Below are 15,703 nucleotides of genomic sequence, written 5' to 3'. Positions count from 1 at the left end.
CATCGCCCGCCGCCGAACCGCGCGCAAGACCGTGATAAAGTGAATTGGCACGCATTGCGGCGCGCGTCCGCCCCGTTTCCGCGTCCATCAGATTGAGCCTGCCCATGCGACCCGATCCGCCAGACACGTCGAAGCTCCCTTCCCTGTCGGCGCTGCGCACGTTCGAAGTGTCCGCGCGCGGCTACAGCCTGACCGAAGCCGCGCATCACCTGCACGTCACGGTCGGCGCGGTAAGCCGCCAGATCAAGATGCTGGAGGACGAACTCGGCGTGAAGCTGTTCGACCGCAAGGCGAACAGCCTGAGCCTGAACGAAACCGGCCGGCAGCTCGCACGCGACCTGTCGCGCGCGTTCGCGATGATCCTCGCCGCGACGAACCGCGCGCGTCATCAGTACAAGACCGAGATCCGGCTGACCTGCACGCTGTCGATCGCAAGCCACTGGCTCAACAAGCGCATCGCCAAGCTCACGGCCGACGCCGGCAACGGGATCGCGCTGTCGATCGACCCGTCGGCGGACGTCCGCGATCTCGAAGCGGGCGAAGCCGATCTCGCGATCCGCTACTGCCCGACGTCGCTGCCGCGCCTGAACGCGCGCCCGCTGCTCACCGAGCATTTCCTGCCCGTGTGCTCGCCGCAGTACCTGCGGGAGCTCGGCGTCGTCTCGACGCCCGACGACCTGCTGCGCGCGCGCCTCATCCATGCGCCGTGGTTCCTCAACAACCATCATGAGAATTCGAGCTGGGACGACTGGTTCGCGATCGCCGGCGCCGCGAGCCGCAAGGCATTGCCCGTGCTGTCGTTTACGGGCGTCGGCTACGCGGTCGACGAGATCCTCGCGAACGGCGGCGTCATCATCGGCAGCTCGGCAATCATCGCCGACGATCTCGCCGACGGCCGGCTCGTGCCCGTGTTCGACGAACGGTATCGAATCGCGTCGCCGTACGAGTACCGGCTCGTCTGGGCGCCGTCCGCGACGAACTCGCCCGAAGTCAGGCAATTGATCGACGCGATCCTCGCGCTCGCCGGCCACGCGCCCGAGTTCGAGCGCTGAGCCGCGTCGCACGCAACCTGCGTCGCACGAGGCGCACCCGCGCGTCCGCGCACGTCAGCCGTCCTTGCACGCGAGCACCTCGATCGCGACGCGCATGTCCTTCTCCGGAAACGGCAGCACGTGCAGCAAACTGAATGCGGGACGCACGTCGCGAAAGAAGCGGCCGTGCACGGCCGCCGCGCGCCGCCAGTGCGCGATGTCGGTCAAATACATCCTGCTCTGCACGACGTCGCCGACGCCGAAGTCCGCATCGGCCAGAATTCCCGCGATCTTCTTCAGCACGACGTCCGTCTGCTCGCCGACGTCGTCGGACGCGATCGTGCCGTCCGGCCCGAGCGGGCCGGTCTTCGACACGAACAACAGGTTGCCGACGCGGACCGCCCGCGAAAAGCCGAACGCATCCTCCCAGCTCGATCCCGATTCGTACCGCGTTCGCATCTGCGCCTCCGCAAAGTCGTCATGCCGCGCCGTTCGCCGCGCCCTTCCGATCGTCAGCTTTCCTGATCACGTAGTAATGCGCGCGGTTCACGTTGATGTAGCGCCCGTTCTCGACGACGAACGCGATCGACGCGACGCCGTCCCGCACGAGCCCGTCGAGATACGACGCGAACGGCTCCGACGCGAGGTAGCTCTCGCGCACGCTCGCGACGACGTGACCGCCCGGCTTCGTCGCGCGCAGCAGTTCGCGAAGCGCGTCGACCTTCACGTGCCCGTCGATGAAAACACCGCAGCAGATCGTGTAGTCGTAGCGGCCTGTCGCGATCTGCGCAGACGACCCGTTCAGGTCGACGTCGCCGACGAGCCGGCGGTACACGCCGCGCTTGCGCGCAACGTCGATCATCCCCGCCGACAGATCGACGCCGTCGATCGCCGCGTAGCCGTACTTCGCGAGCTGCCCGCCGACGAGCCCCGTTCCGCAGCCCGCGTCGAGTATCTGCACCGCGTCGCGCCGCGCGTCGCTGTACACCTGATGGACGAAATCGAGCAGCTTCGCCGCCAGCAGATAGCCGACGTATTCCTCGCCCGCCGCAGTCGCTTCGTATCCGTGCGCCCAGTCGTCGTAGAACTTCGCGAGCCGCTCGTTGTTTCCGCCGAGTTGGTGCGAATCGGTGACGATCAGATTTTCCTTCGAGTCGTGCATGTGCGTCCCTCGCTGCGCATAGTCGTCAAGAACGGGCCATCGCCGCGCCGTGGCGGATGCCGTCGCGCAGCGCGTCCGAAAGATGTCCGCGTGTCCGAAGCGAGCGGAGAATCGCCTCGGTGATCCCGCCCGGCGTCGCCGCGCGGTCCAGGTACGCCTGCGTGTCGGCCTCGCTCAAATTCCTCGGCCGCACCTGTTGCGCCCAGTCGAGCACACGGCGCCAATCGCCGAGTCCGCACGCGGCCGCGCATTCGAGCACGTCGTCGTCGCGCGGCGCGATGCCCGCGACTTCGCAGTACGTGAGCGCGATCGGCAGACACGGCCCGAGCGCGGTGAACGCGTCGAACCGCGCGTCGCCGTCCAGCGCGACGACCTCGGTGCCGATCCGCTCGAACAGCGCCTTCGCCTGCGCACCCGCGTCGCCGTAGAACGCACCGATCGAGCGGCCGGCGACGATAGTGTCGGGAGAACTGATCATCGCCCGCGCGAGCCGGCCCGCGCCGCGCGCATGACGCGCGACGTTCGCGAGCGGCGTGCCCGCCAGCACCGAAATCACGCTCTGGCCGCGCTCGAGCGGATACGCGCCAAGCAACGCGCAATCGGCCGGCCGAACCGCGTACACGATCACGTCCGAATCGTCGACGGCCGCTTTCACGTCGGTCAGCAGATCGGCAACGCCGGCCGCGGCGGCGCGCTCGCGCGAGGATGCGGATTCGCGATTGCCGAGCCGCAGCGAATCGCCGCCGACGCCGCTCGCGACGAGGCGCGCGGCCACCGCGACGCCGACATGGCCCGCGCCCACGATGCCGATGCGGCCGAGCGCATCACGCTTGCCGGCGTCAGTCACGAGCGGCTCCTGCGCCGCCGCGACACGGCATCGCGAGCGGCATCGGATCGCCTCGATCCGCGCGCGCCGACGCCCGCTCGAGCCGTGCGTCGCGCGCGCGTCGGCCCTGGTTGAGCGCCTCGATGACGCCGATCCCGACGATGCCGAAGATGACCATCGCCGCGCCGCACACGAACCAGACGCTCAGCGCGTCGTCGAGTGCGAAATAGCCGAGCGTCACGCCGACGATCGGCGTGATCAGTTGAATGATCGACAGCCGCGACGCGAGATACTTCGTCAGCAACCAGTACCACGCGAGGAAGGTGCCGAGCACGAGCACGAAGGTCTGGAACGCGAGGTTAGCGACGGTCACGGCGTCCGCGGCGATCCGCGCGCGTCCCATCAGAATCGTCAGCGGCAGGATGACGACGGTCGACACCGCGACCTGATAGAACAGCGTCTTCTCGGCGGGCGCATTCGACAATCGCGTTCGCTTCACGACGACAGTGGTCGCGCCCCATGCGATGCCGGACAGCAGGCCGAAGCCGTCGCCGACGAGCGAGCCGCCGCCCGCCGCGCCGTCGCGGCCGAGAAAGCTGACGACGATCCCCGAGAACGCGACGAACATCAGCAGCCACTGCAGCGCCGACAGTCGCTCGTCCTCGTGCGTGAAGTGCATGCCGAAACTCGCGAACAGCGGCCCCGTATAGAGCAGCACGGTCACGTGGCTCGACGATGTGTACCGAAGCCCCTGCGCAATCGCGATCGATTCGACCGCCACGAGCAAGCCGACCGCGACGCCCGCGCCGAACGTGCCGTCCCGCAGCACGCGGCGTCCGTAGCGCCGGAACAGAAAACAACCGAGCACGATCGCGGAGATGCCGTAGCGGATCGACAACTGCATCAATGGATCGACGCGCGGTGCGGCCACCTTGATGAGCACCTGCTGCGATCCCCAGCAGAAACACAGCACGAGCATGATCGCGATCGACATGGCATCCAGCGGACGGCGGGTTTCGAGCACTGCAGCCTCACAACGAAGAAAAAGGGAGCCGACCTCGATATCGGTTTCCGGTCATGTGCCGCGTCGCCGGGCGGACACGCGTGGCGACGACAAAGCGCATTCCCCGGACGATTGAATTGGCCTGAAACACGATTTATTTGACCGGCCGAATTACGTATCTCGAATCCGGCCGCCGCCTCCCGAAACGAATCGCAGCCGGGAGAAAGACCGTTCGCCTTTTATCAACATCCAGCCAATAATCAGCGAGCCATTACAGGATAAATAAAAGTCTCCATGGGCAACATCGATTTTTCCTGACGGGTGGTTGAGCCGAAATCAATGCAATTGGGCTGCCTTTATAGATTTAAACAACGTGCTTGAGCGACATGACATATAAAATTCATTTGCCGATCCACTTTCCGTCCACTAGCCTTTGCTCACCGAAATTATTGCTTTTAGTCGACCAAATAATTAATTAGATCAATCCCATGAAATACGAAACGTGAAGAACAGATCAGGATTTCAAACTCATGAATCAGAACAAGCTTATTCTATTTAATGAAATGCACGGCGCCGTTCCTCGAATTTCGCGTCCCGTGTTGAAGCGGCAGTCGTCGCGGCCGCCTTTGCCGCCTCCGATCGTTCCGCGGCGGACGACTCGCCCCGGTCCGCCGGCCGAAAGCTGCGTGTCCCACCTCCACGGCTTCCCGCCATCGGCCCATCCGGCCGGTCTGCCGCCCTCCCTTTAATCGGCAAAATCCGCGACGCTCCGTCACCGCGATCGCACGAGCGAATCGCCGCGGGATTTTCGTCGACAAATACATAGCAGTCCTCATCTAACAGATGACGAATGCATGTCGATATCGCGCCGGCCTTCACCGCGCCGGCGTCCAACGCTTTTTCAAACGACGCAATATGTGGCTTCTCCAACTCGCCATCGTCATCACCGTCTGTCATGCTTGCGGCCATCTCGCCGAGCGGATCGGGCAAGCGCGCGTGATCGGCGAAATCGCGGCCGGCATCCTGCTCGGCCCGACGATATTCGGCGCGTTCGCGCCCGACGTCCATCGCGCGTTGTTTCCCGCCGCCACGCAGTCCGGCATCGCGTTGCTTTGCGAAGTCGGGCTCGTGCTGCTGATGTTCGAAGTCGGGCTGCATCTGCGCATCCCGAACACGTTCTCGTGGGCCGACGTCCGCCTGCCGGGCCTCGTCGCGCTGCTCGGCCTCGCGTTGCCGTTCGCGCTCGGCGTCGGCGTCGCGCTCGGCTCGAAAGACGCGCTCGCCGCAGGCTACGCGCCCGTCCCCTACGCACTCTTCTGCGGCGTCGCGCTCGGCGTGTCGGCCGTTCCCGTGATGGCCCGCATCGTCGCCGACCTCGGCTTGTCCGCGCATCCGAGCGCGACGACCGCGCTCGCGTCGGCGATGCTGACCGACGTCGCGGGCTGGCTGCTGCTCGCGCTCGTCGCGTCCGTCGCGCAGCCCGGCCACGGCGATGGGTTCACGCTGCTGCTGTCGATGGTATCGATCGCGCTGTACGCGGTCGCGTGCGTCGCGTCGCTCCGCTACGTCGTCGGGCCGTTGCTGCAGCGTGCGAGCGCGCGCGGCAACGTGCGCATCGTCGCCGTCGTCGTGACGGGTTGCGTGCTCGCGTCCGCGTGGGGCACGCACGCGCTCGGCTTTCACGGCGCATTCGGCGCGCTTCTCGCCGGCCTCGCGCTGCGCGATGCGCCGGCCGTCGCCGACCAGTGGCGGCGCACGTTCAGCGGCTTCGTGCACGTCGTGCTGACACCGGTGTTCTTCGCGTACGCCGGTCTGCACACGTCGATCTCGGCGCTCGACGACGTCGGCGCGTGGACGTGGTTCGGCGCATTTTTCATCGCCGGGTTCGCGGGCAAGTTCGGCGGCGCCTACGCGGCGGCGCGCTGGTGCGCTCGCACGCCGCATGACGCGATGCTGATCGGCGCGCTGATGAACGCGCGCGGGCTGATGGAGCTGATCGTGCTGTCGATCGGCCTGCAGCTCGGCGTGCTGCCGCAAAAGGTCTACACGATTCTCGTCGCGTTCGCGCTGCTGACGACCGCGATGACGACGCCGTTCGTCCGCTACGCGACGCGCCCCGGCGCCGCGCCGCTCGCGGACCCGCAAACCTGAGCAACCCTTCCCCACTCGACCGAAGCGACTTCACATCATGCAAATCACCGACACCCAGCAACAGATCGTCGAACGCCTGCGCGACATCGTCGCCACCCGGCTCGACCTCGACATCAAGCCAGAGCAGATCGGCCTGACCGACGGCTTCCAGTCGACGATCGGCATCGATTCGATCGGTTTCATCGAACTGCGCTACCAGTGCGAAGAGGCGTTCGGCATCAAGATCGACGATGACGACTTCACGCCCGACAACTTCTCGAATTGCGACGCGCTGTCGCGCTTCCTTCTCACCAAGCTCGACGCATGACGCGCGCGCCGCGCCGAACGAGGGATCATCCATGCATATCGCCAATTTCGATCACCTGATTGTCGAAGCGTCCGCGCCCGCCGGACCCGATGCGTCCGTCGACGACGTCGCGCGGCTCGTCGCCGCGCTGCCTGGAGCCACGCTTTCGTCGAGCGGCGTCGTGCTGATCGGGATGCCGAACGGCAAGACGCTGCTCAGGCTCTTCTTCTCGCTGCTTGCCGCCGGGTACACGCCGGCGATGCTGTCGCCCACCACGCCCGTCGTGCGGATCAAGCAGATGGCCGAGGACTTCGGCGCGATCGCGATCGTGAAGCCGCGTCTCGGCGAGGAACTGCGCGCGCAACTCCGGATCGGCAAGGTCGAGCGCCGCGCGGGCTGCGAGATCGGCTTCTTTCCGCAAACGCGCGAAAGCGTCGCCGGACCGGGCGAAGTCATCCTGACGACGTCCGGCACGTCGTCGGAATTCAGCAGCGGCTGCGTGCACGCGTTCGAATCGCTGCGGGAAAACGCGCGGCGGCACGCTGCCGACATCGGCCTGCACGCCGGCGACATCGTGCTCGTCAACCTGCCGCTCTTCTATTCGTTCGCGCTCGTCGCGCAGGCGATCGCCGGCATCGAATGTGGCGCGAAGCTCGTGATCAGCGGGCCGCCGTTCATCGCGCCGCGCTATTTCTCCGAACTCGCGCGCCATCGAATCAGCGTCAGCTCCGTCACGCCGGTGCTGATGCGCGACATCCTCTCTCACGCGGCCGACACGCTGCCGTCCTCGCTGCGCGCGCTGACGATCGGCGGCGATTTCCTCCCGGCCGCGCTCGCGGCGGAGTTCGTCGCGCGCTTTCCGGGCAACGAGCTATACCTGACGTATGGCGCGACGGAAGCCGGCCCGCGGATCGCGACCTGCCGCGCGCACGAGGTCGACGAACGGCGGCTCGCGTCGGTCGGCAAGCCGATGCAGGGCACCGAGGTGCGCGTGCTCGGCGATACGCCGTCGTCGCGCGAAGGCGAACTGCTCGTGCGATCGAGCACGCTGCTCAAGCGCAAGGTCGGCCGCAACGCGCGCGATCCGCTCGTCGAGCTCGACGGCCGCGTCTGGCTCAGGACGGGCGACATTTTCGAGATCGACGACGAAGGCTATCTGTTCTTCAAGCACCGCAAGACCGATTTCGTCGTCCTGAACGACGAGAAGGTCAATCTCGCGGCGATCCGTCAGCACTGCCGCTCGCTGCCGGGCGTGCTGACCTGCAAGACGCGTCCGCTGAAGCGAGGTGACGCGGTCGAAGGATATCAGCTCGAAATCGTCGTCGACGACCGGCTCGTCGATCAGGCCGGCGCCGACGATGTGAAGGCTCAGATCCTGAAAGGTCTCAAGCACTACGAACGTCCCGCCGCGCTGACGGTCACGCATGTCGATCGCGCGGTGCACGAGTTCTACAAGTGAGGGAAATCCGATGAATCACGACACCCGCCGCCTCGTCGACGCCGTTCTCGCGCGCCACGAGCCGCGCAGCATCGAGGACGTGCTGCGCTTCGTTCCGTCCCGGATGTGCCACATCACGCAGGAGCCGGACGTATTCAGGACCTACCCGCCCGTCATCATGCGCCTCAGCTTTCCGAGAGAGCAATGGGCCGAGCACGAGGCCACGTACGCGCGCTACCGCGACGAGATCATCCCGTCGCACTCGCTCGACGATTACCTGCGCGCGTTCCTCGAGCCCGACGCGCCGCGCCTGCCGTGTTTCTGCGCGGAGATGACCGACGTCGCGGGCGCGCTCGTGAGCACGCTGCTTGGCCGGCGCGTATATGGGATCCGCAACATCTACGTGAACTATCTGTATCTGCCGCAGCGCTGGCACTGCATCAACGCGATCGTCGCCGACGGCCGGATCCGCTATTTCGATTCGTCCGCCTACCGCCAGGTGTTCGACAAGTCGCGCCGCAAGTTTCTCGCGCCCGACGAGCTCGCCGGATTCGATCGGGCGGACGTCGAGCCGCGCTTCATCGTCGGCGACAAGTGGCTGCAAAGCGAGCCGTTCGCGCGCTCGATTTCGCTCGACGGCCACGCGATCCGCGACACGTTCCATCCGAATCCGCTCGATGCATCGAAGACCGACGAATTCCTGCGCATTTACGAATGAGCGGGCCGACGCATCGCCTCTTCTCTTCCGACCGAACAAGGAGCCTTCGTGACTGACGACATCATCGTGACCGGCATGGCCTGGCATACGGCGCTCGGCCGCTCGCTCGCCGGCGTCTGGCAACACCTGCTCGCGGGCGACACGGGCATCGCGCCCATGCCGTCGCCGCATGCGCTGAAGAACGATCTCGCCGCCGCAGTCGCGCTCGACGCACGCGGCGACGCACGCGACACGCTCGCGCGCCTCACGCGCGAAGTCGTCGCCGATGCGCTCGAACACGCGGAACTCGATGCGAGCCGCACCGGCACGCGCACGTTCCTCGTCGTCGGCACGAGCTTCGGCGCGCGGCTCGACGACGCGCGCGCCGCGGCCGAGCCGCTCGACCAATGGGTGCGCGACATCGCGAACGAGCTCGGCATCGCCCACGCGGCGCTGTCGACCGCCTGCTCGTCGGGCTCCGACGCGCTCCTGCTCGGCGCGATGCTGATCCGCGCGGGCATCGCCGACCGCTGCATCTGCGGCGGCGCCGACGTGCTGACCGAATCGAAGCGGCTCGCGCACAGCGGGCTCGGCACGATGTCGGCGACGACGCTGCGCAGCTTCGATCATCGGCACGACGGCACGATTCTCGGCGAAGGCGTCGGCTTTCTCGTGATCGAGCGGCGCGGCGCGCGTCCGGCGAAGCGGCTCGCGACGCTGCGCGGCGCGGGCTCGTCGAACGACGCTGCCGGGCTGACCGCACCCGACAAGGACGGCAACGGCATCCGCCTCGCCGTCGACCGTTCGCTGCGCGACGCCGGCCTGCAGCGCGCGGACATCGGCATCGTCAACGCACATGGCTCGGGCACTCGGACCAACGACCGCATCGAGAGCGCCGCGTACGCGTCGCTGTTCGCGCCGTCGCGGCCGATCGTGTTCGCGACGAAGGGCGCGTTCGGCCATACGCTCGGCGCGACGGGCGCGCTCGAGGCGATCGCGCTCGTGACTTCGCTGAACGAAGGAATCGCGCCGCCGATTCATGGACTCGACGCGCCGCTGGCCGGCTTCGACCTGCCGCTGCCGATCCGCGCGCCGAGCGAGTTCGATGCGGCGTACGGCCTGAGCGTGACGATCGGCTTCGGCGGCTTCAACACGAGCCTCGTGTTCGAACGGGGAGACGCGCGATGACACGAACGTTCTCTCTCGATTACGCGACGAATCATGCGCTCGACTGCATCGACGCGCGCGAGTCCTCTATCGCCGATCACGCCCAGTTGCCGGCCGACGTCCGCAGCGGCGCGAAGCAGGCGGATCCGGCCGTGTGGCCCGTGCTCGACACGGTCTGGCGGCTCTACAGCGAGCATCGCGCGAGGCTCGATCCGCATCTCGAGCAGGTCGGGATGATCCATTACGGCAGTGCGTTTCCGAAGCGCGCCGCGCGGCAGGTGATCGACGACGTCGCGCGCGGCGGACGCGTGTCGCCGCTCACGTTCATTCATGCGAACGCGGGCGCCGCGCTGTCGATCTGCTGCACGCGCTTCGGCTTTCGCGGGCCGACGCTGAATCTGACGATGGCGGCCGCCGACGCGGGCCGCTTCGCCGACATCGCCGCCGCGCGCTGGCTGGAGCGCGGCGACGCGCGCTATTTGTTCGTCGTCGCGGCCGAATTCGACGCGAACGAAGGCGTCACCGCGAAAACCGCGCTGTATGCGCGCGCCGCCCGCGTCGCCGATTGAATCCGCCGACGCGCGTCGGCCGACGCCCTTCCGCGTCATCCACGTCATCCACTTCCGGAGCTGCAATCATGAAACGAGACTACGACGTCGCCATCATCGGCTCGGGCATCGCGGGCGCGATGCTCGCCGCGATCCTCGCGAAGCACGGCGCTTCCGTCATCCTGCTCGACGCCGGCACGCATCCGCGCTTCGCAGTCGGCGAATCGATGGTGCCGGAAAGCGCGATCCTGCTCGAAATCCTCGCCGAGCGCTACGGGATTCCCGAACTCGCGTATCCCGGCAACATCGCCGCGATCAATCGACACATCGGCTCGTCCGCGGCGGGCATCAAGCTCGCGTTCAGCTTCGCGTGGAACGGCCATCGCCGCGAGCACGACATCGCCGACGTCGTGTCGACCCCCGTGCTCACACCCGAGGCGCATCTGTTCCGGCAGGACATCGATGCGTACTACGTCGGCGTCGCGGCGCGTCTCGGCGCGGTCGTCAAGCAGCAGACGAGGATTCGCGCGATCGACGTCGCCGAAAGCGGCGTGACGCTCGATATCGTCGACGAGCCGCCGTTGCGCGCGCGCTTCGTCGTCGACGCGGCCGGCTATCGCGCGCCGCTCGCCGACCAGCTCGAGCTGCGCAAAGGCGCACGCGAGATGCAGGCGACGACGCGCTCGCTCTTCACGCACATGATCGGCGTCGATCTCTACGAGAAGGCGATCGCGCCCGTCGAGACGCACGGCGCGCCGATCGCGCTCGCGCAGACGACGCTGCATCACCTGTTCGACTGCGGCTGGCTGTGGATCATTCCGTTCGACAACCAGCCGTTCAGCACGAATCCGCTCTGCAGCGTCGGCCTGCAGTTCGACATCGGCAAGCACGGTCCCGCGACGCGCGATCCGGAAGGCGAGTTCCGGCAGTTCCTCGCCGATTATCCGTCGGTCGCCAAGCATTTCGTCAATGCGGCGCGCGTGCGCGAATGGACGGTCGCGCCGCGGCTCAACTACACGAGCCGCGAGACGGTCGGCGACCGCTATTGCCTGCTCGGCCATGCGGTCGGCTTCGTCGATCCGCTCTTCTCGCGCGGCCTCGTCAACACGTTCGAATCGATCGTGCGGCTCGCGCCGCGCCTCATCGCCGCCGTCCGCGACGACGTCTGGAAGCGCGCGAACCTCGCGTCGCTCGAGCGCTACAGTCTCGAAGTCGTCCGCGTCAACGACCGGCTGGTCGCGAATTCGTATACCGCGTTCAAGTCGTTCCCGCTGTGGAACGCATGGTTCCGGATCTGGCTGAGCGGCAGCTACATCGGCGTGCTGCGGCTGCGCAAGATCCTCGCCGACTACCAGCGCGGCCGCGACGACGATGCGCTCGAAGCCGCGTTCGCGAATGCGACGTATCCGGGCCATCTGTCGATCGAGAGCCATCGCTACGAGCAGATGTTCGACGCCGCGTGCGCGACGCTGGAGCGCTTCAAGCGCGCGGAGACGACCGAGCGCGACGCGATCGACACGCTGCACCGGCTCTATGTCGAAAACCGCGCGCATCTGCCGCTCGACTTCTCGAATTTCGCGAACCGCTACGTGTCCCGGCCGACGGCCGAATTCGCGGCGTCGCTCGTCGACTGGGCGAATCACGCGCCGGACGGGCTCGCGAGCAAGCTCGCGCGGGGCCCGAATGCGCGCCCGTTCGATTTCCTCGATCGCTACCGCTATGGCGACCGCCTCACGCTCGCCGCGCGCGCCGACGCCGATCTCGCCCGCGCGACCGCGCCCGAGCTCGTCGAAAAATGAACGCGGCCCGCACCCTTTTCTCCCGCCCATCGAGGACCGAGACAATGAGTTCATCGAACGAAGCCTGGAGCCGGCGCCGCGCCGGCGCCGTCGCGCACGGCGTCCACCAGGCGCATCCGATCCACGTCGAGCGCGCGAGCAACGAGCGCGTGTGGGACGTCGACGGCAACGAGTACATCGACTTCACGAGCGGCATTGCGGTGCTCAACACCGGACATCGTCATCCGCACGTCGTCGCCGCGCTGCAGGCTCAGCTCGCGCGCTTCACGCACACTTGCTTCGCGGCGCTGCCGTACGCGGACTATATCGCCGTGTGCGAGCGGATCAACGCGCTTGCGCCAGGCACGCATCCGAGCAAGACGGCGCTGTTCAGTACGGGATCCGAAGCAGTCGAGAGCGCGCTGAAGATCGCGCGCGCGCATACGGGCCGCACCGGCGTCGTCGCCTTCACGAACGCGTTTCACGGCCGCACGTTCGCGACGCTCGCGCTGACAGGCAAAGTCCGCCCGTACTCGGCCGGCATGGGCCCGATGCCGGGCGGCGTCCATCGCGCCCGCTATCCCGACGCGCTGAACGGCGTGAGCGTCGCGGACGCGCTCGCGAGCATCGAGCAGATTTTCCAGGCGGACGCCGCGCCCGACGACATCGCCGCGCTGATCTTCGAGCCCGTCCAGGGCGAGGGCGGCGTGCAGGTCGCGCCCGTCGCGTTCGTCGAGCGCGTGCGCGAGCTGTGCGACCGGCACGGCATCGCGATGATCGTCGACGAAGTGCAAAGCGGCATCGGCCGCACCGGCGCATTCTTCGCGATCGAGCAGATGGGCGTCGTCCCCGACCTTCTCGTGTTCGGCAAATCGATCGCGGCCGGGCTGCCGCTCGCCGGCGTGACGGGCCGCGCGGATCTCGTGGACGCCGTCGCGCCGGGCGGGCTCGGCGGCACGTACGCGGGCAACCCGCTCGCATGCGCCGCCGCACTCGCGGTGCTCGACGTGATCGAGCGCGAGCGGCTCATCGCGCGCGCGCGGCAGATCGGCGAGATCATGCAGGCGTCGCTACGCGCGATGCAGCGCCGCCACGCGTTCATCGCCGACGTGCGCGGACTCGGCGCGCTGATCGGCGTCGAGCTGCGCGACCCGGACGGCGATCGGCCGGCGACGGACATCACGCGGCGCTGCATCGCGCTCGCTCGCGAGCGCGGGCTGCTGCTGCTCGCAGGCGGCGCGCACGGCAACGTGCTGCGCCTCCTCGCGCCGCTCACGATCGGATTCGACGCGCTCGAAGCCGGGCTCGCGATTCTCGACGCGTGCCTCGCCGAATGCGCGGCGCCCGCGGAGGCGACGGCGCCATGACGACCTTCTCCGATCTGCTGCGGCGGCACCGGTCGATTCGCCGCTACAAGCCCGATGCGATTCCGCGCGCGTTGATCGACGATGTGTGCGCGGATGCGGTGGCGGGCGCTTCGTCGTTCGGCAACCTGAACAGCGTGTCGCTCGTGCTCACTCAGGACCCCGAACGCAAGCGCCGGCTGTACGAGCTGCACGGCCGGCAGCCGATGATTCTGCAGGCGCCGCTCGTCGTCACGTTCGTCGCCGATTGCTACCGCACCCGCCGCTGGCTCGCACGCGGCCGCGCGCGCGACAACTTCAATAACCTGCTCGGCCATCACGTCGCGCTGTGCGACGCGATGATCGTCGCGCAGAACGTGTGCCTCGCCTTCGAGGCCCGCGGCCTCGGCGTGTGCTACATGGGTTCGACACTGACCGCGATGCGCGGCATCGCGGCCGCGCTCGCGCTGCCGAAAACATGTGCGCCGATCACGACGCTCGTCGTCGGTTATCCGGACGAAGCCCCCGCGAAACGCGACCGGCTGCCGCTCGATGCGATCGTCCACGACGAAGCGTATCGCACGCCGACCGATGCGCACATCGATGCGAGCTACGCGGAACGCGACCGGCTTGCGTGGGCGCGCTGCACGTCGTCGCCCGCGAACCGCGCGCGCATCGCACAGCTCGGCATCGGTTCGGTCGCGCAGTGGTATTCGAGCGAGCTGAAATACGATCCGGACCGCTGCCGGCGCGATTCGGACGCACTGCTCGAGTTCCTCGTGCATCGCGACTTTCTGCGTGCGGACGAGCTTCGCCGGCCGCAGCCCGACGCGCAGAAGAACCCGGCCGAAGCCGGCGCGCGCGAACATCACGCGCCGCGCCGTCCCCGTCTCATCCCCGCTCAAGGAAAATCGCGATGAAATTGATCGGCATGCTTGACTCGCCGTACGTGCGCCGCGCGGCGATCGGCCTGCGCCTGCTTCGGATCGAATTCGAGCACGCGCCGGTGTCGGTCTTCGGCGAGTTCGACGCGTTCCGGGCGATCAATCCGGTCGTCAAGGCCCCGACGCTGTTGCTCGACGACGGCGAAATCCTGATGGATTCGACACTGATCCTCGACTATGCGCGCGCGATCGCTTCCCCCGACGCGCCGCCCGGTCCGCGCGACGCGGCCGAGCATGCGCTCGCGGCAAAGCTCGCGGGCCTCGCGCTCGCCGCGTGCGAAAAAACCGTGCAGATCGTCTATGAGCGCCGACTGAGACCGCCCGATAAGCAATACGAGCCGTGGGTCGAACGCGTGCGCGGCCAGTTGCACGCCGCATACGGCGCGCTCGAAGCGTCATTGCCGTGGACCCGATTCGCCGCGCACGACAACCGGCTCGCGCAAACCGGCGCGACCGTCGCGATCGCGTGGCGCTTCACGCAGATGGTGTTGCCGGAAATCGTCGACGAAGCGGCCCATCCGCGTCTGACGGCGTTTTCGGCGTCGGCCGAGGACACGCCGCTTTTCGCCGCCTTTCCGCCCGATTGAACCACACGCGCCGTTCGACGCGGGGAGCCGAGCCGCGCGACGGCATCGGCGCGTCGCAGCGCCGGCGCGCCCGACCGAAGACATGCACGATTCGTTCGTCACCCTGAACGGTAACGCGCCGCACAGAGCGCCCGTTCGTCTCCCCCTATCGTCGATTCCTTTCGCATCGCGAACGATCCGGCGTTCGTTGCGGTGCCGCATTCGCATCGTTTGCCGACACGAAAGAATCGAGTGCAGATTTTCATTACGTTTTTATTTCAATTTGCTCACCGAGATCCGGCTCGCAAAAAATATTTGGTCAATCCGAACGAGGTGCGTAACATTACTTAACGATCCTGACCCGTCTATTGCAGTAAATTGCGTGTGCGACGCTCCGGGATCGACGTGCGATCCGCGTCACGTCACAGGCAGCGCCCGACGTCGGTTCATTCGTGGAAGTTAACAAAGGAGAGGACCACCATGGCTCATGGCTTGATTATGTGGCTCATCATCGGCGCAATCGCCGGCTGGCTTGCCGGCCTGCTCGTGAAGGGCGGCGGCTTCGGGCTGCTCGTGGACATCATCGTCGGCATCGTCGGCGCAGTCATCGGAGGCTGGCTCGCCGGCATTCTCGGCATTCACATCGGCGGCGGGTTCATCAGCTCGATCATCGTCGCCGTCATCGGCGCCGTCATCCTGTTGTTCGTGATCCGGCTATTCAAGCGAGCCTGACGTTGTATATCGCCCGGCGCGCCGCATGGCC

The 15,703-nt window shown here is 67.1% G+C and carries 16 protein-coding genes; 12 read left to right on the top strand and 4 right to left on the bottom strand.

The window, feature by feature from the left end:
* The first annotated feature begins 104 nt into the window (after positions 1 to 104).
* On the top strand, positions 105 to 1,052 hold the full coding sequence (locus BG90_RS32640; protein ID WP_010116532.1) for a LysR substrate-binding domain-containing protein: 948 nt from the start codon (positions 105 to 107) through the stop codon (positions 1,050 to 1,052).
* A gap of 54 nt (positions 1,053 to 1,106) precedes the next feature.
* Here BG90_RS32640 and BG90_RS12590 read toward each other — a convergent pair whose 3' ends face one another.
* The 4 genes from BG90_RS12590 to BG90_RS12575 are packed head-to-tail and all read right to left on the bottom strand — an operon-like array spanning position 1,107 to position 4,013.
* Positions 1,107 to 1,490: a RidA family protein gene (locus BG90_RS12590; protein WP_010105589.1), complete on the bottom strand. Its 384-nt coding sequence runs from the start codon at positions 1,488 to 1,490 to the stop codon at positions 1,107 to 1,109.
* Between the two features lie 19 nt (positions 1,491 to 1,509).
* Entirely contained in the window at positions 1,510 to 2,193 is a 684-nt protein-coding gene (locus BG90_RS32635) for a class I SAM-dependent DNA methyltransferase (RefSeq protein ID WP_010116535.1), read from the bottom strand.
* A 25-nt stretch (positions 2,194 to 2,218) separates the two neighbouring features.
* The gene (locus tag BG90_RS12580; RefSeq protein WP_010116537.1) at positions 2,219 to 3,040 is read right to left on the bottom strand and encodes a pyrroline-5-carboxylate reductase family protein; all 822 of its coding nucleotides are present in this window, start codon (positions 3,038 to 3,040) and stop codon (positions 2,219 to 2,221) included.
* Positions 3,033 to 4,013 (bottom strand): DMT family transporter, encoded by a 981-nt coding sequence (locus BG90_RS12575; RefSeq protein WP_010116538.1) that lies wholly within the window; start codon positions 4,011 to 4,013, stop codon positions 3,033 to 3,035. The genes BG90_RS12580 and BG90_RS12575 overlap by 8 nt, the downstream gene beginning before the upstream one ends.
* A 924-nt stretch (positions 4,014 to 4,937) precedes the next feature.
* Between BG90_RS12575 and BG90_RS12570 the strand changes: the two genes are divergently transcribed.
* The 11 genes from BG90_RS12570 to BG90_RS12520 all read left to right on the top strand — a co-directional run bounded on the left by BG90_RS12570 (position 4,938) and on the right by BG90_RS12520 (position 15,672).
* Complete coding sequence (locus BG90_RS12570; protein WP_045568153.1) at positions 4,938 to 6,173, top strand: cation:proton antiporter; 1,236 nt, start codon at positions 4,938 to 4,940, stop codon at positions 6,171 to 6,173.
* Positions 6,174 to 6,210: 37 nt separating this feature from the next.
* Positions 6,211 to 6,480: an acyl carrier protein gene (locus BG90_RS12565; RefSeq protein WP_010105598.1), complete on the top strand. Its 270-nt coding sequence runs from the start codon at positions 6,211 to 6,213 to the stop codon at positions 6,478 to 6,480.
* A gap of 31 nt (positions 6,481 to 6,511) precedes the next feature.
* The gene (locus BG90_RS12560; protein ID WP_010121554.1) at positions 6,512 to 7,918 is read left to right on the top strand and encodes a class I adenylate-forming enzyme family protein; all 1,407 of its coding nucleotides are present in this window, start codon (positions 6,512 to 6,514) and stop codon (positions 7,916 to 7,918) included.
* 10 nt (positions 7,919 to 7,928) lie between these two features.
* Entirely contained in the window at positions 7,929 to 8,615 is a 687-nt protein-coding gene (locus BG90_RS12555) for a hypothetical protein (RefSeq protein WP_010121556.1), read from the top strand.
* Between the two features lie 48 nt (positions 8,616 to 8,663).
* The gene (locus BG90_RS12550; protein ID WP_081470011.1) at positions 8,664 to 9,782 is read left to right on the top strand and encodes a beta-ketoacyl synthase N-terminal-like domain-containing protein; all 1,119 of its coding nucleotides are present in this window, start codon (positions 8,664 to 8,666) and stop codon (positions 9,780 to 9,782) included.
* Positions 9,779 to 10,330, top strand: coding sequence for a hypothetical protein (locus BG90_RS12545; protein WP_010121558.1), 552 nt, complete (start codon positions 9,779 to 9,781; stop codon positions 10,328 to 10,330). The genes BG90_RS12550 and BG90_RS12545 overlap by 4 nt, the downstream gene beginning before the upstream one ends.
* 68 nt (positions 10,331 to 10,398) lie before the next feature.
* A complete protein-coding gene (locus tag BG90_RS12540) occupies positions 10,399 to 12,108 on the top strand; it encodes an NAD(P)/FAD-dependent oxidoreductase (protein ID WP_010121559.1) in 1,710 nt (569 codons plus the stop codon).
* 44 nt (positions 12,109 to 12,152) lie between these two features.
* Positions 12,153 to 13,454 (top strand): 4-aminobutyrate--2-oxoglutarate transaminase, encoded by a 1,302-nt coding sequence (gene gabT, locus BG90_RS12535; RefSeq protein WP_010121561.1) that lies wholly within the window; start codon positions 12,153 to 12,155, stop codon positions 13,452 to 13,454.
* Positions 13,451 to 14,350 (top strand): nitroreductase family protein, encoded by a 900-nt coding sequence (locus BG90_RS12530; protein ID WP_232238991.1) that lies wholly within the window; start codon positions 13,451 to 13,453, stop codon positions 14,348 to 14,350. The genes gabT and BG90_RS12530 overlap by 4 nt, the downstream gene beginning before the upstream one ends.
* Entirely contained in the window at positions 14,347 to 14,961 is a 615-nt protein-coding gene (locus BG90_RS12525; RefSeq protein ID WP_010121563.1) for a glutathione S-transferase, read from the top strand. Before BG90_RS12530 ends, BG90_RS12525 begins: the two co-directional genes overlap by 4 nt.
* A gap of 459 nt (positions 14,962 to 15,420) precedes the next feature.
* A complete protein-coding gene (locus BG90_RS12520) occupies positions 15,421 to 15,672 on the top strand; it encodes a GlsB/YeaQ/YmgE family stress response membrane protein (protein WP_025990481.1) in 252 nt (83 codons plus the stop codon).
* Positions 15,673 to 15,703 lie beyond the last annotated feature (31 nt).

Source organism: Burkholderia oklahomensis C6786, from assembly GCF_000959365.1.
Classification (GTDB): domain Bacteria; phylum Pseudomonadota; class Gammaproteobacteria; order Burkholderiales; family Burkholderiaceae; genus Burkholderia; species Burkholderia oklahomensis.
Note: the sequence above shows the minus strand (reverse complement) of the source record. Positions and strands in the feature narration are given on the sequence as shown.